Genomic DNA, 16,994 nt, shown 5'->3' with positions numbered 1-16,994 from the left:
TAGTCACTACCTGCTGTCGCTGTACCGCCACCTAAGTTGTAGCTGTACGTCGAGGCGATTGTGGTCGGACCTGACAAGCTGACTGTGTACACCAAATTATTGCCTTCGACCACCGTGTCACCAGCTGGGCCTGCTGCGCCTGGTTCTACTGTGGTGATCGTGGGCCTGTCATCATCAATGATTGTTGTAACTAAGCTGGCGTTGCCAATAGTCGCATTAACAGCGTTACTAAGATTAAAAGTGAAATTTTCTGTACTTTCTTCGATTGAGTCATTAATCAATAAAACTACAACTGTTTTTGTTGTCTCGCCTGGAGCAAAAGAGATAGTCCCAGAAGTTCCAACAAAATCACTTCCACTAATCGCAGAACCGTTATTTGTGGCAAAGTTAACATTAACAGTAGCAATACTAGCTGAGCTCAAACTCACTGTATAAGTTACTGTCCCTGCTGATTCATTTATGCTCGCTGGACCGACAACGCTAATCGATGGCACAGCGCCGTCAATGATGGTTCCGATACCAGTAATTGAGCTAGCATTCTGAGCTGTTGCCGCAGACAAACTTATAGTCTCATCGCCCTCAAGTATTCCATCAAGCTTCGTGGACACCTTCACTTGAAAACTATCTACACCAGCGGGAACAACAATCGATCCACTCAGTGGATTCCAACTTAAACCACCATCCAATGAAAATTCTTGTCCTTCACTAGTATCAACGCCGAGAATTGCCGTACCAGAAGAAGCGCTAACCGATACAGAAGTATCATTAGAACTTTTACCACTCAAATTGACGGTAAAAATGAGATCGCCGCCTTCACTGACAGATGGGCTAGAAACACTGCTAACAGTAACGCGGTCATCATCGTTCCCACCAAATCCTGTGCCATCATCAAAAATAGTCGTTGTAACCGATCCGTTACCAATAGTTGCATTAACTACACCTGAAAGACTAACGTTAAAATTTTCAGGTCCTTCAAAAATAGAATCATTTGCAATATTAACTGTGATTACCTTGGTAGTTTCTCCCGGTTCAAAAGTAACACTACCTGAGACGGCACCATAGTCACTTCCATTTAGAGCAGTCCCATCGCTACTTTGATAGTTAACGCTCACTGGAATGGTACTTGATCCGCTTAAACTAATCGTATAACTAACCGATCCCACTCCTTCATTTACACTGGTGGGGCCACTAATATTTACTGACAAAACAGTACCATCTACAATGGTTCCAGTACCAACTATTGGTGACGTATTTTGCGAAGTAGCGCCAGAAAGAGATATTGTCTCCCTACCTTCGATTAAATTGTCAGTCAACGTCGCAACACGAACTTGAAATCCAATTGAACCCGGTGGAACGAGCACCACACCGTTAAATGGCCTCCAAGATCCTCCACCATCCACTGAATATTCTTGAACTCCGGTGTCTACCCCTAAAATCGCAGAGCCTGAGGCGAGACTCACACTGACTTCGGTGTCAGTATTACTTACACCACTTAAACTAACATCAAATACAAGCGATCCACCTTCGTTGACAGTCGGACTTGAAATGCTACTCACCACCAGTGCCTCATCACGAATATTGACTGAAGTACTACCACTACCGATTAAGGCATTGCTTGGATTTGACAAGTTAACACTAAAATTTTCTAAGTTTTCAAAAATACGATCCGCCGTAATTGGCACTGAAATAGTTTTTGTTGTCTCACCAGGGGCAAAGACGATATTTCCCGCAACTGGTGTAAAGTCACTACCAGCGACAGCTGAACCGTTAGCAGTAGCGTAATTAACTGAAACAGTCGCTGTGCTTGCAGAATTTAAGCTGACCGTGAACGTGACCACCCCAGTCGACTCGCTAACCTCAATCGGACCACTAATAGAAAGTACCGGAGCGGCAGCGTCAACAATCGAACCAGAGCCACTGACTACTGAAACATTAGACGATGTACTTGCTGTCAATGAAAAATTTTCATTACCCTCAATCAAACCATCATTAACAGTATTCACACGAACGATCACACTCGTCACCCCAGCAGGAACGTCAACGCCCCCCCCACTGAACGGAATAAACGATTGCCCACCATTAAACGAGACGAATTGCGTACTCGTATCAACACCGAGTGTTGCACTGCCCGACGAGAGAGACAAATTCAATTGAATAGTCTGCGTGCTAGGCGCAGAGAGTTCGACGATGAAATCTTGGCTAGTACCCTCACCACTACTTGGCGACGATACAGAGATGACATTAGGAACTGCGTTGACAACGACTGGCGGTGCTTCTTGCTGCGTCTGAGTAGTTGAAGTGGTGGTAGTGGCGGCTGCTATATTTACTGGCGTCACATTCTCTGCAATTCGTCCAACCCGCACAAAACTATTTCCATCACTAACTTCACCACCGCCCAAGCCAGCCGCTGTTTCTTCAAGCAATTGATCAAGGCTATCACCGCCTATAATCGCCTTCGCAACGTTTTGTTGGTTAGCGTCCGCTGGCAATAAGGCGGCCTTTGCGATGTCGGATTGGCTAGGCGCAAACACAGACGCATCAAGCGTCACGGTTTCATTTTGACGAACTAAGTAATTATGGCCGGAATCAAATGCCAATTCGACTTGGGCACCTGGTGCGGTAATGATGATGTCTTTTTCATAGACGACATCACCTACTTTGAGTTGATGTTGCTTACCATCAGGAGACTTGATGAAAGCTTGACCTTGAAGCGCAACTACTTTGCCAATAATATTTGCTGAATTTGCCATTTTGAGTCTCCAGACGGATAAATTGAATATCCAGACTCTAACAAATCCATTTCAGCCAAGTAATTGTACCTAGGTACTAGAGAAAATCGATTTAACCTTCTTTTACAAGCAAAGCGAGTTGTAAACGATTCTTTAATTGTAATTTATCAAGAACTGCACCGACATGCGCCTTCACAGTTCTCTCTGTGATCTGCATTTTTGAAGCGATTTCTTTGTTTGTCAGTCCAATCGCAATTGCCTTCGCCACTTCCAGCTCACGGCCAGTCAAAACTTTAGCCCATTTACCAATAGCTAAATCTAACTGGGGTGCCTCTGGTGCCACACCGCCAATTAATTTTTGCATGATGGATTCACCAATCCAAATCCCACCTTGCTCTACAACACTCGCAACATTTAGCAAAACCTCAGCACCAGCATGCGTATTGCAATAGGCTTTTGCCAACATTGAAAATGCTGCCAATGCTTCTAGATCATTTGGGATGTCACTCATGACCACTATCAAAGCTGCAGGTGCAGCAGCTTTCACGGGTGCCAATTGTTCTGCGATAGTTTGATCCGATCTTAAATGTATCCAAATGATTGATTTACCGTTGCTAGGCAATGTACTAAGTTGAGGCATCTCCATGGATTTAACCAACGGAAAGCTTTTCTTCAAAGCAGTCGGAACTTCCATCGTTGCCGAGCTGAAGAAGTGCATCGTTACACAATTTTGGTCAAACAATTTCATCACCTAGCGCTCAGTAAATGCCGCTTGTTTTGCGCGCAAAACGGGTTTTAACATATAAGACAGGATAGTCTTTTTACCAGTAATGATATCAACCTCCGCCACCATACCTGGAATAATCGGCTGTCCGCCTTCCAAAGTCGATTTATTCGTAGAAACACGCACGGTGTAAAAGGTATTGCCTCGTTCATCGGTCACAGAGTCAGCACCGATATGCTCTAATTTTGCATCCAAGCCACCGTATGTGGCGAAGTCGTAAGCAGAGAACTTCACTACTGCTTTTTGCCCTGGCACCAAGAATGCAATATCTTTTGGTGCGACTTTCGCTTCCAAAATCAACTTACCGTCACTTGGAACAACCTCGACCACATCGCGACCAGGCTGAACCACGCCACCGACAGTATTAACCAATAATCGCTTGACCGTACCGCGTACTTGCGAACGAATGGCGGTCTGTTTAACTTTGTCCGCCAAGCCGGTGCCAGTTTGAATCAATGAATTTAAACGTGCCATCGTTTCTGATAATTCTTTGCTGGCATTATTACGTACAGCTAATTCAACTTCTTGAATCTTACGCATAGCTTCAGACATTGCAGCGCCAGAGCGGGCGATCTGCGCAGTAGCGACATCTTTCTCACCTTTAAACCGAGATACATCGCGCTCCAAGCGCAGCAATTCCACCTCTGACACAGCACCAGTCGCTAACAAGGGCTTGGTAACATTCAATTCTTTCAAACTAGATTCATAAGCATTTGTAGCTTGTTTTTGGCGTGCAATCGCTTCTGCTTGCTCTTGACTACGTTGCTCGTATTGTTGTCTTGCGATAGAAACTTGTGTGTTCAACTCAGAAGTCGCAGTTTCATACAATTTTTGCTCTTCTTCCGCAGTTTTAGGATCTTCGGCAACCACTTCTGGCGGTGGCACAAAAGCTTTTCCCTCACCAATTGCTCGCAAGCGTGCTGCTTTCGCAGTCAAGGATAAATACAAGGCCCGATTTTCATTCACGGATGCTTCGAATCGGGTCGGATCAATCTGCAATAAAACCTGTCCCTCATTGACGACCTGCCCCTCTTTTACCAAAATATCAGTAACGATACCGCCGTCTAAACTTGGATAGACTTGTAGCTGCTGAGAGGGAATGACCTTGCCTTCTCCTTTGGTAATTTCATCGACATGCACAAAGGCTGCCCACAACACAAACAACACGCAAACAACAATCACGGCGCGCAGTAAGATGCGTGCACGCAAAGGTTCCTGTTGTGCAATGATGCTATCCGCATCACGCATGAAATCTGATTCAGGCAAACTAACATCGTCTTGCCAGCGTTGCAGCCATCCACCCGGCGTCATCCCCAAACGCAAACGCAGACGCTCTAATAAAGACAAAACGCCAAGTCCTAATCGTTGCCAGAACTTCATAATTTCGCTCTTCCAATTTGACCAGTTTGCAGCGCATGCATAACTTTGTCGCGCGGCCCGTCTGCCACAATCACACCATGATCAAGGACGATAATGCGTGTGGCTAAATCCATCAAACTCGGTCTATGCGTCACAATAATCATGGTCTTATGTTTGCCATAACGCCCGATGCGATCTTTAAATTGTGCTTCTGAGGGATAATCCATCGCGCTCGTTGGCTCATCGAGCAGCAAAACCGGCGGATCTAGCAAAGCTGCTCGCGCAATCGCAATACTTTGACGCTGACCGCCAGAAATCGATTCACCACGTTCGCTAATCGCCATATCAAAGCCTTCTGGATGGCTATTAACGAACTCGGTCAAACCTGCCAACTCTGCGGCGGCAACGACCGCACGATCATCCGCATAAGGTGCTCGAATCGTAATATTTTCTCGTAAGCTGCCATAAAACAGCATCGAATCTTGTTCTACGTATCCTAAATTTCGACGCAAATCAGCCGGATCTAATTGTCGCAAGTCGACATCATCTAGCAACACGGCACCCTTAGTCGGTGCATACAAACCCAAGATTAATTTTTCTAAGGTGGATTTACCAGATCCAATACGACCAATAATAACCACATGTTCGCCTTGTGCAATTTTAAAACTCACACCGCGCAACGCTTCTTCAGTTCGGCCAGGATAACTAAAATGAACATTACGAAACTCGATTTGCCCTTTAATTTCAGGTCGGTGAATGAAAGCAGTTTCATCACTACGTTCCGTTGGTGTTGCCATGATATTTTCTAAGGACGCCAGCGAATTTTTCGCACCTTCAAATTGCAACATCAAGCCAACTACCTGTGCCACCGGCGCCATCGCCCGCCCCGCCAACATGGTTGCAGCAATCAAGCCACCCATAGACATCATTTTTTCTTGAATCAAATAAACGCCCGCAATCACCACCGCCACATTGACTAGTTGCTGAATAGTAGAAGCGCCATTGATACTCGATGAAGATAACAATTTGAGTTCAGAATTAACTTTCGCGAGAAATGCGGTGGTTTTTTCCCATTTCTCTTGCATCTGGCTCTCTGCACCGTGCGCTTTGATTGTTTCTAAGGCAGTTAGACTTTCCACCAAGGTGGAATTTCGTAGCGCGGCAGCACGAAAGGTCGTTTCCGATAACTCGCGCATTTTGTGCTGAACCATATAGCTATAGATCACCACCAAAATGATGCCCACAATCGGTAGTAACACGATGGGCCAAGCAATCCAAGCCAGTACAAACAAGAACAGAATTGCAAATGGCAAATCGATCAAAGCAGTAACAGTCGCAGACGCAATGAAATCACGCACGGTTTCAAATGAACGCAAATTCGAAGCAAACGCACCAACCGAGGCCGGACGTTCCGACATACGCATGCCCAATACCCGCTCCATAATCAAGCCGGATAATTTGAGATCGATACGATTACTAACTAAATTAATGAAGTGTCCGCGCAAGACACGAATGGCGTAATCTAAAAGTAAAACTAAGATAATCCCGCCAGCAAACACCCATAAAGTTTGAAACGCAAAATTCGGCACCACACGGTCATACACGTTCATCGTGAACAAGGGCATTGCGATCGCAAACAGATTAATTAGTAAGGCAGCGGCAAGAATATCTTTAAAGATAGGACTTTGTTCCAACACAGCGCCCCAGAACCAATGACGCTGCGGAACTTCAACCAATGGTGGGGTACGTCGATCAAACCGGAAATGGGGGCGCGAAAAAATCGCGACTCCTGTGTAGCGCGCCAATAATTCTTCTCGACTTAGACTCACCGCACCTTGCCCAGAATCGGGCATCAGTAATTGCGCACGTTCACCATCACTACTCCAACCCTGCAATAAACAAGCTTCATTATTTTTGAGTAGCAAAATCACGGGCATTAAAGCCGCGTCGATTTTTAACAATTCTCGGCGCACCACTTTGGCAGAGAAACCCGCATGCGCAGCGGCTCTTGCAAATAAAGAAGGTGTTAAACCCGCTGCAGGCAATGGCAGGCCTGCCGTCAAGGCCGCACGCGTACTCGGCCGACCATGGATTCGAGTTAGTTCAACCAAACAATCGAGCAAAGGATCGCGATGCAAGATATCTTCTCGAATACCCGAGCCGAATCCCATGCTATTGCTTGGTTTATCAGATTGAGGAGTTAAATTTTCTTGCTGAGTCATGCGATTGCCGCCATCGTAAATCCCTACCATTCCACTCTAAGCTTCACCAGTGACAACTTAGTGAAGTACATCAGTCTGTAGCTAGCTAATTTGCTTTCACTTGACGGAAAACTTATCTGGTTGATTTTACAATAGCAAGAATATTCCTGAAAGGAAATTCGCAATCAAAAATCAGGCGTTTACAATTCTTAACGAATTTATGGCAACAAAAAAATTGATTCTCTTATCTGATTATCTTATTTTAGCCAACCTCGACGCTTGAAATACCAAAACGGTGTGATCGCAGAAACTAGCATCAAGCCAAGTGCAAACGGATAACCAAAAGTCCAATCCAATTCGGGGAACCAAACCTTGAAGTTCATCCCATAAATACTCGCGATCAAAGTTGGTGGTAGGAAAGCCACCGACGCGACGGAGAAGATCTTAATAATCTTATTCTGATTAATATTAATAAAACCGACGGTGGCATCCATCAAGAAGTTAATCTTATCGAACAAGAACGAGGTATGACCATCAAGCGACTCAATATCACGCAGAATCTGTCTTGCTTCTTCAAACTGCTCCGCATTGAGCAAACGTCCGCGCATTAAGAAACTGACCGCACGCCGTGTATCCATCATATTGCGACGTATCCTGCCATTCAAATCTTCCTCTTGCGCAATCGCGTTCAAAGCGACGGCTGCATCTTGATCTGAAAAATCCTTTTGCAGTACGGCTCGACTTACGTCTTCCAGATTTTGATAAATACCTTCTAATGCATCTGCAGAATATTCCGCATCGGTCGCATACAAATCCATTAACACGTCTTTGTAATCGGCAATTGAGCCTGGACGCGAACGGGCGCGCATTCTAACTAAGCGAAATACTGGTAAATCAACGGTGTGCACAGAGAACAAAATTTCACGTGCCAAAATGAAAGCGACAGTGACCGTACGTGCAGGCTCGTCATCATCGTCATCATCAATCAAGAAGTCAGTGCGTAGATGCAAGTCGCCATTGTCCGCCTCGTAGTAACGAGCCGAGGCTTCGATGTCTTTGACCTCGTCTTCACCTGGCAAAGTCACACCGTAAATGCCTTTAACCCATTCACGCTCTTCCTCGTTTGGATCAGTTAAATCTACCCACACTGGTAAGGTATTTTCTAGATCTTCACGACTCTCGATGTGTATTTGACTCAGGCGTCCATTGTGTAAAACAAATACATTGATCATGCCAACTCCTTTAGCGCGCTGGTAACTCTGACGAGTTCATGCGACGTAAAATAATTTCACTGCGTTTTTGCAAATACGCTGACCCAGTATTTTTATCGTAGTATCGCGGCTTAGGCAGCATCACCGCAAGACGGGCTGCTTGCGCTGGTGATAAGGATGCTGCACTGATGCCGTAATAATGACGAGCCGCCGCTTCCGCACCAAACACGCCAATTCCCCACTCTACTGAATTCAAATAAATTTCAAAAATGCGCTCTTTATCCATGCACATTTCCAACATAAAGGTAATAATTAATTCTTGTCCTTTACGGAAATAGCTGCGTTCACCAGACAAAAATAAATTCTTCGCTAATTGTTGGGTAATGGTTGATCCACCAGACACCACTTTGCCTTTTTTCTTATTTTTTTCAAAGGCTTTTTGCATCGCGTCCCAGTCTACGCCATCGTGTTCTGAGAAACCATCATCTTCAGACGCGATCACTGCACGCTTCAAATTTCTCGAAATTTTCGAATAGTCGACCCATTTATGTTTCAGAACGAACTTTGGATCTTTCTCCTGCAAAATAGCTTCTTGCTGCCGCATGAAACTTGTTGATTCTGGATTAAAGCTACGCCACCAAATAATTTGAATCAAAAAATACAATTGTAGAAGCAAGAACAAACTAATCGGCAGAACAATCAACCAAAATAAAATGCGTTTCAACTTCATATTTCAAACGCTCCCTTTAGTACGAAAATGCGCGAACAACGGAGCCGTTTGCGGTCTTACGCCACGCCAGATAAAAAAAGCTTCCGCTGCTTGTTCCAACAACATCCCTAAACCATCACGCGTGCGAGCACCAGCTTGTTCGGCATAACGATTGAAGCTGGTTTGCCCATCGCTATACATCATGTCATACGCAAAACTGGTATCAGCAAAAACCGTGTAAGGAATTGGTGGCACTTCACTTTGCAGGCTTGCCGAAGTCGCATTAATAATGACATCGAAGCTACCATTCAAGTCTTGCCAAGTTTTCGCCTCAATCTCACCGCGATAAGTTTTTGTTGCATGCGCTAATTGCACCAAATCTTCCGCTTTCGATATGGTACGGTTTGCTATCGTCAAACTAGCAGGCTGTTGCGCCAACAGTGGCAATAGCGCGCCACGCGCCGCGCCGCCGGCTCCTAATAACAAAATCCGACGCCCAACAATCGCGGTCTTTGCATTTTCAGTGATATCTCGCACCAGGCCGACACCATCGGTGTTGTCACCAACAATCACCCCATCAGAAAACGTCAGTGTGTTGACGGCACCCGCAATGGCTGCACGCTCGCTCAAGTGATTCGCCAAAGCATAAGCCTCCAACTTAAACGGTACAGTGACATTTGCACCTTTCCCCCCTTCGGCAATAAATTGCTGTACCGAGGGGACAAAACTATCGAGCGGTGCGAGCCTCGCGGAATATTCCAACGTTTGCCCAGTCTGACTAGCAAACATCGCGTGAATCGCCGGCGACTTACTATGTTGAATTGGATTCCCGAACACGCAATAGCGGTCTAACTGCGCCGAGCTATTGATCACACTCATTGCTGACCTCCGCGCATTTCGGTTTCCAATTGCTGTTCACGCGTAAACTTGAAGCGCGTGATCACAATCCAAATATCGTCTTTGTCTTTCGAACGCATATTCGGCGGAAAATGTCCAAATGGCGCGGCCTTCCTAATAATTTTTAATGCAGCTGCATCTAATGCTGCATTTCCCGATGACTTCTCCACTTTGGGTCCACCACCTTTTTCATAGATGGTGCCATCTTGAAAAATCGGGATATAAATAATCACTTCTCCGTAGAGTTTTTTACCATTCACCTGAGGGAAATTAATGGTTCCTACCTCTTCGACTTTTTTCTGTAGTGCTTTGTAATAAATTGCATGTCCAACAGCTTGCGTGCTCGGCGATAAAAATGTCTTTCGTGGACGTTTGTTTTGATCTTCAATCGTTTGCGAGATTTCAGCAATCGAGCGCGCCAACATTTTGCTGCTATCCAACTGGTCTCGCCCGTTCTCAGCTTGTTGATTATCCTCTAATTGTTTCTTGTCGAGTACGCGCTGCGATTTAAAGCGCGTTTCATTGCGTACTTGATCAATCAACTGCTTTTGACGCTCTTCTAACTCTTGAATTTTTCTCTGCGCAACTAAAACGCTATCTCCGTCTTCTGTTCGACGCATATCAGGTAGTGGCGACTTCGCACGCCCTTCATCATTCGCACCACCACCGTCCAAATTCACCTGCGCCAATGCTTGCGCTTGCATCGGACGTTTAGCATGTTTTGCATTGACTAAAATGATTTCCAAACCAGGGTCGTGTGCGGGCACAGGCTCAGGCGGCGGCATCACGAAATGCACCATCAAGGCGACCGCATGCACTAGCACCGAAGCAAGCGCTGCCATACTAAGAATCAAATTATCCAGAATGATTTTCACAAATTAAATTCCACACTACATCAAGCTTACAAAAAATTGGCGCAGCGAAAGTCGGTCGCCAAGCAGATCAAACAAAGCATTTACAGTTCTTGCATTAAGCCGATTGGTTGGTATTCGGGACTACATCGCGCCATCTGATTTTGGATCAAGACCTTCTGACAAATCAGCAACCGAGTTTGATTCTTGCAGCGCCAAATCTTGATCACCATCGACTTCTGCCGTCAGCGAATTTGCTATATCCGACTCGATTAATTCAGACTCTGGCGCAACTTGCTCCACCACTTCGTCGTCTGGTGCTTCTTCTAAATCTTCATCGGTCGATGTCGCCAACATTTCTAGCAAACGCACTTCGATACTCAAATCCAACTCATCCCAACGAATCACTTCGAGTCGAACCTGCGCGCCACGCGCCATCTGTGACATACCAGGCAGACGAATGATCAGCGGGATTTCCAACAAACGCAAGACTTCATCTTTTAATACAACAGCATCGACTTGCTGACGTTTTTCTTGACCTAGCCAACGCAAACACCAATAGCGTTCCATATTGGTTTGGAAATCACCGTACGCCGCGTAAGCCGCATCAAACCCCGACACGATCGCAAACAAATCTGCATCTTTTGGCTTGAAAGGAGCCGCTAACGCAGCGGTCACACCGTGCTGCACACAAGCAATGATCTGCCATTGATTGACCAAGTCTGTATAACGACGCAAAGGTGAGGTGCTCCAAGCATACTGGTCCACCCCTAATCCTTGATGGGGTGCGGCATGTGTCACCATTCGAACCTGCATCTTGGCGGCCCAACCGCCAGAGCCACCACCTTGAGCGCGATAGATGCCAGGAATATTGTGATCGGCTAACAATTTACCCCAGGTGCTGTTCGCCAAAATCATTAACTCTGCAACGATTTTATCTAAAGGCGCACCACGCTTACGGCGCACGATACTAACCACGTCATCTTCAACATAAAAATTAAAATCGACGCGATTGGTTTGTTCAGGCTTTAAGCCAAAGCTTTCACGCTTGGCCATGCGCCCTGCTTCTAATACTTGCACCCATTTCCAAAGCAAGGCAATATCAGCCTTATGCGGATAATCACCTACGTCGTTCGCAAGATTTTCTTCAGTAACTAATGCATCAAGCTCGTTATGGCGAAGATTCGCTGCAATAGGTACAGCTTCGACCTTGGTTTCGGTGCTGAGTATGCTCCAATCACTCATATTCACAGTGACATAAAGAGATACCGCAGGACGCGTTTGTCCCTCACCCAAAGTGTAAATATCCACCAGAGCATCAGGCATCATCGTAATTTTGTCGCCAGGCATATAGACTGTCGACATACGTGCGCGAGCCATCAGATCCACGGCATCGTTACGTTGTATGCCTAAAGCTGGCGCAGCAATATGAATACCAACTTTAACGGTGTGATCATCAATATGCGTGATCGACAAAGCATCGTCGATTTCTGTTGTCGTCACATCATCAATAGAAAATGCGCGCACATCGGCGACTGGTAAATCTTGCGGCAAACTTGGCAAGGGGATTTGCGGAAAACCAGATCCTTTCGGGAAATGCTCCAGCAAAAATTTAGACAAGTGAAAGTCTTTCGCGCTTTTTAATCCGCCACTCGCCAACATCAAGCGCGCTGGATTCATTTGCATCGCAGAACAAGCTTCAATGAAAGCTTTATATTCAATGCTGTTTTTGTCAGGCTTAAACAATAATTGCAAACCCAAACTTTTAAACTGTTCCGGCAAACGCAATTGCTTCAATTCTTCAACATAAGCAGCTTGAATAATCGCTTGCTGCTTCTTCTTTTCTATACCAGCCAGCGCTGCTTTGAGTGCCGTCTCTGGTGCAGCCTTGTAGCGGCCGCGTCCCTTTTTATAAAAATAAAACGGCGCACCATGCAAGGCTAAAATCAAACCAGCGGCTTCTACTGACTGTGGCGCGTGACCAAAATACTCAGCCCCTAACTCGGCAAAACCAAACTCCTCTTGCCCCGCAACTTCCCATAGAAATTCAAGATCGATTTCAGTACTTTGTTGCTTCGCTTGTTCCAACAATTCTTGTGGTGTTGGCGCAGTAAATTGCAATAAAACGTCTTTTGCTTTCACCTTGGTTCGTTTGCCACTGGCTAGCTCTACCTGATATGCCTCACCCGCTTGCGACAACACGCTACCTGCCTTGAAATCACCGGATTCTTCAAAAAATAAATTCATGCTGTCTGTCTTCTAAAATACTTACATCTTTACATTACTGCGACGACAAATTCGAATGCGCAACCAAGCGCAAATGTTGTAGCGTCGGCAAAAATACTTCTGTCACCAATAACTTTGCGCCGTGGCGCGTAAATACGGAACGGCGCGCCCACAAGTGCGTCAATCCCAACAGACCATCCTGTTGAATAAACTCACAATGCTGAATACGCCGCATGAGTGGATGTGTCCAACTCAATCGCGCATATTGCAATTGACCACGTTGCACCAAAGGATCGTTGAACAAAGTCGTGCCCAAAGAACGGTTTCCTAATGATGCAAATAAAGGCCACTCTTGCGCATTTGCTGTGAGTGGCACGATGGTATGGGCGTATACAACCGCAACATCATCACATCGCAATAAAACTTCTCGCTCAACTACTTGCTGCGGTTTCGCCAAGTCAATCTCTGCAAACTCATCCCGCAAACACATCGCGCGACCTTGATACAAACGCTGCACCCGAAATTGCTGACTATGCGCAATTAGACGCTCAGTCAATGAATCGCGATTGCTTAACCAATCCGCCATCATAGGCGTCGCTTGCACACCATTTGTATGCGTATGCCATTGTGCGACTCTAGGTCGATGCATTTGTTTATGCCCTGACGACAGAACGGATAAAAAATTATTCTGCATCACAGAACGCCATCACGGTCTCAATATACGCAGCAAACTCACTCACACCGTGGTCACTACCTTGAATAATCAATTGTTTTGACTGTGGATAATGATCAACCATGTCGCGCCAGTCTAAAACTTCATCTCCGGTTGCGGCGATCAAAAAATAACGTTCAGGTCGCGTAATCGTATCAATCGCAAATCGTTTCAACTCATCGATATAAGCTTGCTTAAACTCAAACGGCTCATCACTATGAAAAGCTGTAGTGACGCCAACATATTTTTCTAAATCACGCGGTGGCTTTACAGCGGGATTAACCAACACCGCTTTGCAATCATTTTGCTCCGCCAAATAGGTCGCATAATAGCCACCTAAGGATGAACCAATTAAAACCAAACGTTCATCACGACGCTGATTGATTAATTCTTGTGCCAAGGCGATTGCAGCAGCAGGCGAGGCAGGCAGCTGTGGGCAAACAAATTCATCCGCACGTCCAATGCTGGCAAAGTGTTGTGCCAATAAGCGCGCTTTAAATGAGCTCGGTGAGGAACGAAATCCGTGCAAGTACAAAATCATTGTCGTTACGATCTAGCTAATTCATTGCGCAGAAGATGCGGTCTGAAATTTCAAAGCCAACGCATCTAACAATAGTTGATGCACACCACCGAAACCGCCATTACTCATCACCAAAATTGCGTCTCCGGATCGCGCCTCGTTAACAATATCGCGCACTAATTCATCTAGTTGATGATGTGCTTTTACCTTGCTACCCAAGGGAGAAAAAGTATCACTCAAATCCCAATGAATCGCATCTTTTCCATTCTGTGCACCATAGACATATACCAAGTCGGAAGCTTCTAAACTAGTTGGCAAGGCTTGCTTAATTGCGCCCATCTTCATCGTATTTGAACGCGGTTCCAACACAGCCAAAATTCGTCCTGAACCCATTTTACGGCGCAGCCCTTGCACTGTTGTGGCGATGGCGGTGGGATGATGGGCGAAATCATCGATCACTTGAATGTCGGCGACCACACCACGCACTTCCATGCGGCGCTTCACATTGATAAATTCAGATAGCGCAGCAATCGCGGTCACCGGTTCAACCCCGACATGACGTGCAGCTGCGATCGCAGCTAAAGCATTTAAACGATTATGGGCGCCATTTAAGTTCCAGCGAACTACGCCCTGCAACTGCGCTTTGAAATACACCTCAAAGTCTTCTAATTCACCCAATTGCAATGACCAATCGGCTGCAGCATCCGAAGCACTATCACTGAAAAATTCCTTTTCACTCCAGCAACCACGTTGTATCACGCGCGCTAAAGACGGCTCTTTTGCATTCACGATCAAACGACCAATGCCTGGCACTGTGCGCACCAAATGATGAAACTGGGTTTCGATCGCGGCAAGATCAGGAAAAATATCCGCATGATCGAATTCTAGATTATTTAAAACCGCTGTCTTCGCGTGATAGTGCACAAACTTACTACGCTTATCAAAAAACGCAGTGTCGTACTCATCTGCTTCAATCACAAAAAAGTCAGAACTTTTGCCTTTGCCTTCCACGGTATCACCAGATAAGCGCGCAGAAATCCCAAAATTCAAAGGCACGCCACCAATCAAAAATCCTGGTGCATAACCGGCATATTCCAAAATCCACGCCAACATGGATGCGGTTGTGGTCTTACCATGTGTACCTGCAACTGCCAACACCCATTTATCGCGCAATAGCTGCTCACCTATCCACTGTGGCCCTGAAACATATGGCAATCCTCGATTCAAAATCGCTTCCATTAAAGGATTACCGCGCGACACCACGTTACCAATCACGAACAAATCTGGCTGCAAATCCAGCTGTGCTGGGTCAAAACCTTCGATCAGTTCAATTCCTTGCGAAGCTAGTTGTGTACTCATGGGTGGATACACATTCGCATCACAGCCGGTCACACGATGCCCAGCTTGTTTAGCCAATACTGCCAGCCCGCCCATAAAGGTACCGCAAATACCTAAAATATGAATATGCATAAAAAAACGCCAACTTTCCAAGATGCCTGATCATGAAGGTGGCAAGTCAATTCCTGCTCATCCGATTCAATTTGACCAATTTTTTTCAATTGCCGCAATTCTACCTGAGCAAGCTCGCAGGCAGGACTAAACCGAATGCGATATGATGCGCAAATGACGAATTTTATTTTTAATGATGGCGACTCAGTCACCCAAATACGCGAAGAAATTGCTTCGCTTGCGGCCAAATTCATCGCCGAAGAAGGTGCGGAATACGGCACAGCCAAGCGGCGCGCTGTAAAACAGTTACTTGGCAATCAAAAGCTAAACGGCAACATTTTGCCGGACAATGCGCAAATTGAACAACAAGTGCGTGAGTATCAAGCGATCTTCTTCGGCGATAGCCAGCCTGCACGATTGTTGCACTTGCGACAATTAGCCGCAGTTCTAATGCAAGAACTGAACGCATTCAACCCCTACGTCATTGGCGCAGTTTTAAACGGCACTGCGGGCGAACATTCAGATATTTATTTACAGCTTTACACTGACAACAGCAAAGATGTTGCGATTTACCTATTGAACTTAGGGATCGACTACGAAGTCTCAGAACATCAAGGCAAACGTGGTGAAGCGCTTGAGACTTTGAGTTTCATCTACAAAAATGAGGGTGTTCATTTATTAGTGCATGATATCGACGATCTTCGCCACACCGATAAAAATGAACGCGCCAATTTGAGCAATTTACTGACCTTAATAGAAAACCAACAATTGGGAACTATGTGATGAATAAACGTTTCACCATCTCCGCTATCTTGATCGGCTTAGTCTTTACTGGCCTCGGTGCAACTCTTGGCGCGAAGAAATTCGAACCAGCTCCGGCCGCTGATACCGCGGTTCAACAATTTTTTGGGCTCACCTTAAATGATGCGGGTGCCAAACCGCAAGCAATCAAGCAATGGCAAGGAAAGTTTCTTGTCGTTAATTTCTGGGCAACTTGGTGCAAACCTTGCGTAGAAGAAATGCCAGAGTTAGTCGAATTGCAAAAAGAATTTGCGAATAAGAATGTTCAACTACTTGGCTTGGGTATCGACACACCGAGCAATATTGCAGACTTCACAAAAAAATACCAAATTAGCTATCCCGTTTTTGCTGCTGGTATGGATGGTACTAGCCTGTCGCAAGCGATGGGAAACAAGGCTGGTGGGCTTCCCTTTACCGTCTTAATTTCACCTGAAGGAAAAGTCGTAAAAGCTTATACCGGACGCTTAAAAATGCCGGAATTGAAAGCCGATATCCTAAGACTAAACACAAAAAAATAAAAAGATACTGGATTTTTGCTTGCCAAT

The 16,994-nt window shown here is 45.7% G+C and carries 14 protein-coding genes; 2 read left to right on the top strand and 12 right to left on the bottom strand.

All coding sequences use genetic code 11. From position 1 onward, the window contains the following. The 12 genes from KDM92_RS09505 to mpl all read right to left on the bottom strand — a co-directional run. Positions 1–2,750, bottom strand: a 2,750-nt coding sequence (locus KDM92_RS09505) for a retention module-containing protein (RefSeq protein ID WP_212684125.1), incomplete at its 3' end; no start/stop codon positions are given. Between the two features lie 91 nt (positions 2,751–2,841). Continuing rightward, positions 2,842–3,447 carry a response regulator transcription factor gene (locus KDM92_RS09500; protein ID WP_212684124.1) on the bottom strand — a complete coding sequence of 202 codons (606 nt, stop codon included), beginning with the start codon at positions 3,445–3,447 and terminating at the stop codon, positions 2,842–2,844. Positions 3,448–3,480: 33 nt separating this feature from the next. Continuing rightward, entirely contained in the window at positions 3,481–4,893 is a 1,413-nt protein-coding gene (locus tag KDM92_RS09495) for an HlyD family type I secretion periplasmic adaptor subunit (protein ID WP_189346981.1), read from the bottom strand. Beyond that, positions 4,890–7,094: a type I secretion system permease/ATPase gene (locus KDM92_RS09490; RefSeq protein ID WP_212684123.1), complete on the bottom strand. Its 2,205-nt coding sequence runs from the start codon at positions 7,092–7,094 to the stop codon at positions 4,890–4,892. Before KDM92_RS09490 ends, KDM92_RS09495 begins: the two co-directional genes overlap by 4 nt. Before the next feature lie 236 nt (positions 7,095–7,330). Then, entirely contained in the window at positions 7,331–8,305 is a 975-nt protein-coding gene (corA, locus tag KDM92_RS09485) for a magnesium/cobalt transporter CorA (protein WP_212684122.1), read from the bottom strand. Between the two features lie 10 nt (positions 8,306–8,315). Then, positions 8,316–9,014 (bottom strand): monofunctional biosynthetic peptidoglycan transglycosylase, encoded by a 699-nt coding sequence (gene mtgA / locus KDM92_RS09480; RefSeq protein WP_189346978.1) that lies wholly within the window; start codon positions 9,012–9,014, stop codon positions 8,316–8,318. A gap of 3 nt (positions 9,015–9,017) precedes the next feature. Next, on the bottom strand, positions 9,018–9,872 hold the full coding sequence (gene aroE / locus KDM92_RS09475; protein ID WP_212684121.1) for a shikimate dehydrogenase: 855 nt from the start codon (positions 9,870–9,872) through the stop codon (positions 9,018–9,020). Beyond that, complete coding sequence (locus KDM92_RS09470) at positions 9,869–10,765, bottom strand: energy transducer TonB family protein (protein WP_329603145.1); 897 nt, start codon at positions 10,763–10,765, stop codon at positions 9,869–9,871. Before KDM92_RS09470 ends, aroE begins: the two co-directional genes overlap by 4 nt. Positions 10,766–10,885: 120 nt before the next feature. After that, a complete protein-coding gene (locus tag KDM92_RS09465) occupies positions 10,886–12,988 on the bottom strand; it encodes an RNB domain-containing ribonuclease (RefSeq protein WP_212684120.1) in 2,103 nt (700 codons plus the stop codon). Positions 12,989–13,022: 34 nt separating this feature from the next. Beyond that, entirely contained in the window at positions 13,023–13,616 is a 594-nt protein-coding gene (locus KDM92_RS09460; RefSeq protein WP_212684119.1) for a chorismate--pyruvate lyase family protein, read from the bottom strand. 34 nt (positions 13,617–13,650) lie between these two features. Next, on the bottom strand, positions 13,651–14,220 hold the full coding sequence (locus KDM92_RS09455) for a YqiA/YcfP family alpha/beta fold hydrolase (protein ID WP_212684118.1): 570 nt from the start codon (positions 14,218–14,220) through the stop codon (positions 13,651–13,653). 21 nt (positions 14,221–14,241) lie between these two features. Next, complete coding sequence (gene mpl, locus KDM92_RS09450; RefSeq protein ID WP_212684117.1) at positions 14,242–15,669, bottom strand: UDP-N-acetylmuramate:L-alanyl-gamma-D-glutamyl-meso-diaminopimelate ligase; 1,428 nt, start codon at positions 15,667–15,669, stop codon at positions 14,242–14,244. A gap of 153 nt (positions 15,670–15,822) precedes the next feature. Between mpl and KDM92_RS09445 the strand changes: the two genes are divergently transcribed. Together KDM92_RS09445 and KDM92_RS09440 are read left to right on the top strand one after the other, a co-directional pair. Beyond that, entirely contained in the window at positions 15,823–16,431 is a 609-nt protein-coding gene (locus KDM92_RS09445; RefSeq protein WP_212684116.1) for a hypothetical protein, read from the top strand. Then, positions 16,431–16,967 carry a TlpA disulfide reductase family protein gene (locus KDM92_RS09440; RefSeq protein WP_212684115.1) on the top strand — a complete coding sequence of 179 codons (537 nt, stop codon included), beginning with the start codon at positions 16,431–16,433 and terminating at the stop codon, positions 16,965–16,967. Before KDM92_RS09445 ends, KDM92_RS09440 begins: the two co-directional genes overlap by 1 nt. The last annotated feature ends 27 nt before the right edge of the window (positions 16,968–16,994 follow it).

The sequence above is a fragment of the Affinundibacterium baiyunense genome (assembly GCF_018139645.1).
Lineage (GTDB): Bacteria > Pseudomonadota > Gammaproteobacteria > Burkholderiales > Burkholderiaceae_D > Undibacterium > Undibacterium baiyunense.
The sequence above is the reverse complement of the archived record's forward strand: the minus strand, read 5'-3'. Positions and strand labels throughout refer to the sequence as shown.